Consider the following 6650-nt stretch of genomic DNA (forward strand, 5'->3'; position numbering starts at 1 on the left):
GGCACTGCCGTGTCCTCTATATCATTCCGGCCTAGCCGGAATTGATATAACGGGCGATCGCATTTTACACGGCGGCATTAGAAGTCCGCACCCGCGATGCTTTTCCGAACAATGGCAAACGACACAAAATAATCTGGCAGTTGTCTATGCGGACTAACAGATAATTCAGAAGTGTTGAAATCCTCGATCGAGCTTTAATACAGTATCAGGATAAATACCGCTGCTATCAATCAACCAGATATCGGTGCTATCGGTAGCGATTCCCACAATCGCGGCTCCATTTCCTATTTTTTCTACCAATAACTTAGCATTCGCTATCGGCAAAAACAGCACTAACTCGAAGTCTTCTCCGCCGTATAATGCCCAATCTAAAGCTTTTTCGGTTGATACTATTTCGCTGAAAATATCGGGAATTGGTATTTTTGTGCGATCGACTTTTGCGCCTACACCGCTAGCCCGACAAATTTGAATAATCGCATCAGCTAAACCGTCGCTGCTGTCCATTCCGGCGATTGCAATTGGGGATTTAACCCCCCCCGGCCCCCCCTTGCTAAGGGGGGGAGAATTGAAATCTTGCTTCCCCCCCTTGGTAAGGGGGGGACTGAGGGGGGGTTCCATCGCACCTGGAGAATTGAAATCTTGCTTCCCCCCCTTGGTAAGGGGGGGACTGAGGGGGGGTTCCATCGCAGATTCACAACCCAATATTTCCCAAACAACCGGCAAAACATCGAGCCTCGGTTTAGGGCACTGGTGAGCGAGAATTAAAGAAGCTCGATCGCCCTTTCCCAGATTTTGCCCGAATTCTGGATTTAACAGCAATTCTAATCCCGCGCGGGAGGCTCCGTGAACGCCAGTAGCGACAATCGCCCAATTCGATCGGGCATTTGACCTACTAATGGTACGATCGCACTCAACCTCTCCAAAAGCAGTAATCGCCACCGTTACCACGGGCGATCGCACAACATCTCCACCGACGATCGGCGTATCATATTCTTGCAAGCAAGCCGTCATCCCCCGATAAAACTCTTCAACCCACTCCACAGCCGTATCCGCCGCCACAGCGAGGGCTACAGTCACCGCCAGAGGTGTTGCTCCCATAGCCGCCAGATCCGACAAATTTGCCGCTGCGGCGCGCCATCCTGCGTAATAAGGCCCCGTAGTGCGATCGCTAAAATGCACTCCATCCACCAGCATATCTGTAGTGATAGCGAGAGATTGGTTGGGATTTGTAGCCATGACAGCGCAATCATCACCCACTATCTCTGCGGGGCAGAATTTTTGCAATATTCTTAAAAGACCTTGTTCACCGATATCTTTAACTTTCATAATTTGGAATTAGCCGATCGCACTTTCTCACTTCACCATTCCTTACCGGAACTCGGCGGCAAGCGCAACCTAGGAAACCTATAAAAAGTATCCCCTTCATCATCTACCTCTAAAACCGCTGAAAAAATCTTAACTTGCCGAGTTAAATACTGCTGAGCAACTTCAGCCTCAACCCTTGCATTAGCCGCCAGTTGAATCAGGGAAATTTGACTGTTTTGAGTTTCCAACAACTGATAAAAAGCCTCATCTAACCGCTGCTTTTGCTTGCTTTCATTCAGATTTTTTACAATCAACAAGCCTGCGAATCCCCCCAAACCAATTACCAATAAAAATTCTAAAATTGCCATAAGAGCGATCGAGTTGCTAAATTGAATAACGAAGCTAAATAGGTGGACATAATGACGTTGATTAAAGTTTAACTTACGTGATTGATTATTATACCCTTTGCCTTGCGGGCCTGGCTCGTGTAGCAGCGATTTCAATCGCCGAAAACAGAAAGTTTAACTTACCTAATTGATTTTTCTAGCCCGCGCAGGCGGGCTTTGTTTGACAAGAAGCGATTTCAATCGCCCTCATAGAAGATCAAATTTGAGGTCGAACCAAATTGTCCTTCCCTTCAATCACCTTAGCAGATACAATCTTGTCTCCCTGCTTCAGTTTCTCCAAAACTTCTTTTCCTTCAATCATGTAACCAAAAACAGCATACCGGCCGTCCAACAGATTCAGGCCAGCGGGCGTGAGTTCAGGTTCAAACAAGAAAAAGAAAAACTGAGAAGAACCGCTGTCGGGTTCAGCTTCCTTGCGCGCCATTGCCACAGTACCGAAAGCAGAAAAAGGCAAAACAGGCTCGTCGCGATAGCGCCCCGCATCTTCTAGAGTAATCCCGTAAACAGGCTCCTTTTCGTCTCTGACGAGCACTTCCAGCGGAACATTCCGGTATTTGCCAGTACCTGGGTCAATAAAACCCTCTTCCTTGCCTTCGGGGTCTCCGGTTTGCAAAACGTAGGATTCTTCCGATCGAATAAACGGTAAACCGTCATAAAAACCTCGATCGACTAAATCCACAAAATTACCAGCCGTAACCGGCGCGCTGTAGCCGTCAACCACTACAGTAATTTCCCCTTTTTCAGTTTGTACGGCCACAGTAGCGCGCCCTTTCAGTTGAGGCAGATTAGCATATTTTGCCGGCACTTCAAACGGAAACTTTGTCACCATCAACTCTTCGATTTCGCCTACCGAACCCAGGATTGTGGGTTTCAAGTCAATCACTTTTTCCTTGTCTTTAGCCTCAACAGCCTTTTCCAGTTGAGCAATTCCCTCCTTGACTTGTGCAAGTAGCACCTCAGCTTCCGGCTTTTTGGCCTCGGGAATACTCTCTAAAATTTCAGATTCCCGAAGATTGAGAATCCTGGAAGCCTTGCTGACATCGCTGCTAATGGGCCCCCAACGTTTAGACCGTATGTGGTTGCCAATGTCTTCGAGACTGATTTGCAAATCTCGCACAGTCTGATTGTCAATAGGTAAAGCGAAGCGCAGCAGCGCCCGGCCGTCGGTAATCGCATTCCCAGCAGGCATACTGCTGCTGGGGCGTTTGGCATGGGAGACTGCACTGAAACTCAGTCCGAGAGTGAACAGCAGGAGTGCTAAAGCGAGGGTTTTGACCCAGCGCTTGCACGTATCGATCGAGAAATTAGGCCAATGCAACATAACTTTAACTTTTATTGCCTCTATTATCTTCCCACAGCGCTGTCGGCCTTCTATCCCTTAAATGCCCTACACAATTCGTTGCCGAACTTCCTTCCCTTGAGAGCTTTTTAGCTTTCCGTACAGCACTTGCCCCCTTTGAACGGTAAAATAAAATGCCAATTGCTTTTTTGATGCCGTCAGCTAGACAGCAGCTTTAACCTGACCCGCTCAAAAACGGATACAATCCCCAGACTCCTGTCGTGGAGAGATCAAAATTTTAGACCAAGGTTCAATCTCCCAAATTCATCTGTGGAGTAAATCTAAAATCTAAAATCTAAAATCTAAAATCGACTGACTGTAGTTCCCCCGTGCCGGCAAGGCGACGGGATTGCCCGCAAAAATTTATATGATCTCCAGTAACGACTTTCGACCAGGTGTTTCAATTGAATGGAATAACGGCGTGTGGCGGGTTATCGAATTCCTCCACGTCAAGCCAGGAAAAGGCTCGGCTTTCGTGCGGACAAAATTAAAAAACGTCCAAACCGGAAACGTAGTAGAACAAACCTTCCGGGCCGGCGAGACCATGCCTCAAGCCAACCTGGAAAAGAGCGCGATGCAGCATACCTATAAAGAGGGCGACCAGTTCGTCTTTATGGATATGGAAACTTACGAGGAAAGTCGCCTCAGTGCCAAGCAAATAGGCGATCGTGTCAAGTACCTCAGTGAAGGGATGGAAGTCAACATCCTTCGCTGGAACGACCAAATCCTGGAAGTGGAACTGCCCAACTCTGTTGTCTTGGAAGTGCTGCAAACCGATCCGGGAGTCAAAGGAGATACTGCCACCGGTGGCAGCAAACCCGCGATCGTCTCCACCGGAGCTCAGGTTATGGTGCCTCTATTTATTTCCATTGGAGAACGGATTCGGATTGATACTCGTGAAGACAAGTACCTCGGCCGAGAGTAGAAACGACGGAGGAAAAGGGAGTTTTTAGTTTTTAGTTCTGAGTTATGAGTTAAAGAAGTCAAAATTCAACACTCATCGCTCACAGCTTAAAAACTATCCCTTTGGCCTCCAAACTCGGTGAATTCTCCTAGCTTCGCCGGATTCCTAATTTTCAATTTTCAATTCTCAATTTTCAATTCTCAATTACCCTTGAATCTGCTGTGCAACTAGACTTAAACCAGCTTTGCGAACTCCTAACTGTATTAGACAAAACAGGCATTTCGGAACTGACCTTAAAAAGTGGGGATCTTGAACTGACAGTGCGCAAAGGCATTCTGGCAAGTTCACCAGGCACCGCTGCTGCGCTCCCTGCTGCCGTGGCGACAGTCGCTCCGAGCGCGTTGGGCGCTGTTGCTAGCCCCAGCTTAGCCTCACCTCCTGCTGTTGACCAAAATGTAGGAGCAGCTCTGGCTGAGGCCCCTGCCACCACACCAGTCGCCGTGCCTGCTGCCGTGACTGCTCCTGTCGATACGAAATGGGTGCCAATTATCTCGCCGATGGTAGGAACCTTTTATCGCGCTGCTGCTCCCGACGAGCCGCCTTTTGTCAATGTGGGCGATCGCATCAAGGTCAGCCAGACAGTTTGTATTATCGAAGCGATGAAGCTGATGAACGAGATCGATGCTGATGAAGTGTCCGGTCAAGTGATGGAAATTTTAGTTCAAAATGGGGAACCTGTGGAATACGGTCAAGTTTTGATGCGAATTAATCCGGATTAAAAGATTACTTTATTGTTATGGAATAAATGCTAATAGTTCCAGATCACTTCTCTCCGGTGAGTTTGATGAAGTCATCCCAGCCTGTCCCGCAAGAGGTTGTGCAACAAGTTGCTGAGTATTTCAGTATTTTGAGCGAGCCAATGCGTTTACGAATTTTGAACTTGCTTCGCGACGGCGAAAAATGCGTGCAAGAGTTGGTGGAAGCTACTCAAACGAGTCAAGCCAATGTTTCTAAGCACCTAAAACTCATGCTCCAAGCTGGTATCCTTACTCGCCGGAGTGAAGGGACTTCAGCCTATTATAAGGTGCAGGACGAGTTAATTTTCGAGCTGTGTAATATGGTGTGCGATCGGCTTGCCAGCCGGATCGAACAGCAAGCCCTACACTTTCGCGCATTTAGCCTGACTACCAAGCACTAAAAATTAGTCGCCAGTCATCAGTCATCAGTCATCAGTTATCAATCCCTACTCTCTGTCTTCAGACCGATGACTAATGACTCCTAACTAATGACTTCTCACTAATGACTCATAATTACTAAAGGGGAAAATTTTTGTCAAAACTTTGGCGGGTACTCGGCTGAGCCACCTCCAAACCTTCGCCACCCAAAAGTTCTAAAGGCTTGCCTTCGACCGAAATCCAAACCTTGGTATTCGGTTGTAAACTCGTAGCCGTATAGATAACTTGCCCTAACCGGCCAGTCATTGAATTGCTACCTCCCCCCGAAGTAAATTCTGCCGACAAATCGACATAAACTCCGTCATTCTTGACACTCAAACCCCGGAGTTTTGTCCCATTAGGAATTTCGCTAGAAACATTTGCATCCTTGGGCCCGGCCAACAAACTGTTAAAAGCAGCTTGTAAAGTTGCATCAGGCTTGTCCGCTTGTTTGACAGCTACTTTCGTAGGAACTCCCTCAAATTTGCCACTGGCATCTTTAACCCAGTAGACTTGCACTGTCTGGGCTGCTGGCTGCGGCAAAGGCTTGGGCTGAGGCGACTTTGATGCCTGAGCGTTAGGCGTCTGAGCGTTAGGCGTCTGAGCGGTAGGCGTCTGAGCTGTAGGCGTCTGAGCGGTAGGCGTCTGAGCTGTAGGCGCTTGGACAGGATTTGGAGGGGGTACCGGGATAATTACAGCAGGGGATTCCGCAGGACTTGGGGACAGCGCCGGAGCGGTAGTCGGAGCGGAAGAGTGCGTGTCTGCAGGGGTTGGCGAACGGTTCGCCGTCCACCAGGCAATGCCCCCTCCTGCCACTAAAGCTAACCCGCAAACACCGGCAATCACTGCTGTGGAGACGCGGCGTACTTCTTGTCCATCTTTCATATACAAATCCTCCTTACAGATAGAGCGCTTGGGACGGTGAGGAGCGACTCCGATCAGCTACATTCGTCTATGGTTAGATTCTGGAATTGACACAATTGCATTGCTGCTAGCGAACACTCTACGGCAAGTCCAACATATCCTGAGTCCGACTATGGGAATCCTAGACCATAATATGAGATTTCGCGCGTGGAGTATGTCGCATTGTATCTCGATCGGCTTAGTGGCCATATTCTATAGTAATCATAAAAAATTAAAGGATGAAGGAAGAAAGAAGAAAGAAGAAGGAAGAAGGAAGGCAACGGATGGATGTAATGTGGGTAACGGATAGAAGGAAGAAGGAAAAAGGATGTCGATAAAATTATTTTTTCCCAAACAAAAAGCGCCCCTATTACTAGGAGCGCTTTCTGTTTATCTGGGGCTAAAACTTAGCCGTTGATAGAAGGAGCAACCATTGCTACTGGGGTGACTTCACTAGCAGCCAAGTCGAGAGGGAAGTTGTGAGCATTGCGCTCGTGCATCACTTCCATACCCAAGTTAGCGCGGTTGATCACATCAGCCCAAGTGTTGATGACACGACCTTGAGAGTCGATAATCGA

The 6650-nt window shown here is 48.1% G+C and carries 7 protein-coding genes and 1 pseudogene; 3 read left to right on the top strand and 5 right to left on the bottom strand.

All coding sequences use genetic code 11. The features are described 5' to 3' along the window. Window positions 1-165: 165 nt before the first annotated feature. From thiL to QUA78_RS26290, 3 genes are all read right to left on the bottom strand, one after another. Entirely contained in the window at window positions 166-1326 is a 1161-nt protein-coding gene (gene thiL, locus QUA78_RS26280; protein WP_333303207.1) for a thiamine-phosphate kinase, read from the bottom strand. A 32-nt stretch (window positions 1327-1358) separates the two neighbouring features. Then, the gene (locus QUA78_RS26285; RefSeq protein WP_333303206.1) at window positions 1359-1673 is read right to left on the bottom strand and encodes a hypothetical protein; all 315 of its coding nucleotides are present in this window, start codon (window positions 1671-1673) and stop codon (window positions 1359-1361) included. Window positions 1674-1908: 235 nt separating this feature from the next. Next, window positions 1909-3033 carry a peptidylprolyl isomerase gene (locus tag QUA78_RS26290; RefSeq protein ID WP_333303205.1) on the bottom strand — a complete coding sequence of 375 codons (1125 nt, stop codon included), beginning with the start codon at window positions 3031-3033 and terminating at the stop codon, window positions 1909-1911. Window positions 3034-3418: 385 nt separating this feature from the next. Here QUA78_RS26290 and efp point away from each other — a divergent pair, with 385 nt between their 5' ends. The 3 genes from efp (at window position 3419) to QUA78_RS26305 (ending at window position 5153) form a co-directional block, all read left to right on the top strand. Next, complete coding sequence (efp, locus tag QUA78_RS26295; protein WP_333191822.1) at window positions 3419-3976, top strand: elongation factor P; 558 nt, start codon at window positions 3419-3421, stop codon at window positions 3974-3976. A 200-nt stretch (window positions 3977-4176) separates the two neighbouring features. Beyond that, window positions 4177-4734 carry an acetyl-CoA carboxylase biotin carboxyl carrier protein gene (gene accB, locus QUA78_RS26300; RefSeq protein WP_333303204.1) on the top strand — a complete coding sequence of 186 codons (558 nt, stop codon included), beginning with the start codon at window positions 4177-4179 and terminating at the stop codon, window positions 4732-4734. 26 nt (window positions 4735-4760) lie between these two features. Next, window positions 4761-5153 carry an ArsR/SmtB family transcription factor gene (locus tag QUA78_RS26305; RefSeq protein WP_246277063.1) on the top strand — a complete coding sequence of 131 codons (393 nt, stop codon included), beginning with the start codon at window positions 4761-4763 and terminating at the stop codon, window positions 5151-5153. Window positions 5154-5268: 115 nt separating this feature from the next. Here QUA78_RS26305 and QUA78_RS26310 read toward each other — a convergent pair whose 3' ends face one another. Both QUA78_RS26310 and QUA78_RS26315 read right to left on the bottom strand, forming a co-directional pair. Next, window positions 5269-6054, bottom strand: a complete 786-nt coding sequence (locus QUA78_RS26310) for a GerMN domain-containing protein (RefSeq protein ID WP_333303203.1) — start codon at window positions 6052-6054, stop codon at window positions 5269-5271. 425 nt (window positions 6055-6479) lie between these two features. Continuing rightward, window positions 6480-6650 (bottom strand): annotated as a pseudogene (locus QUA78_RS26315) (photosystem II q(b) protein); the annotation flags it as partial.

It is taken from the genome of Microcoleus sp. K4-B3 (genome assembly GCF_036704615.1).
Classification (GTDB): domain Bacteria; phylum Cyanobacteriota; class Cyanobacteriia; order Cyanobacteriales; family Microcoleaceae; genus Microcoleus.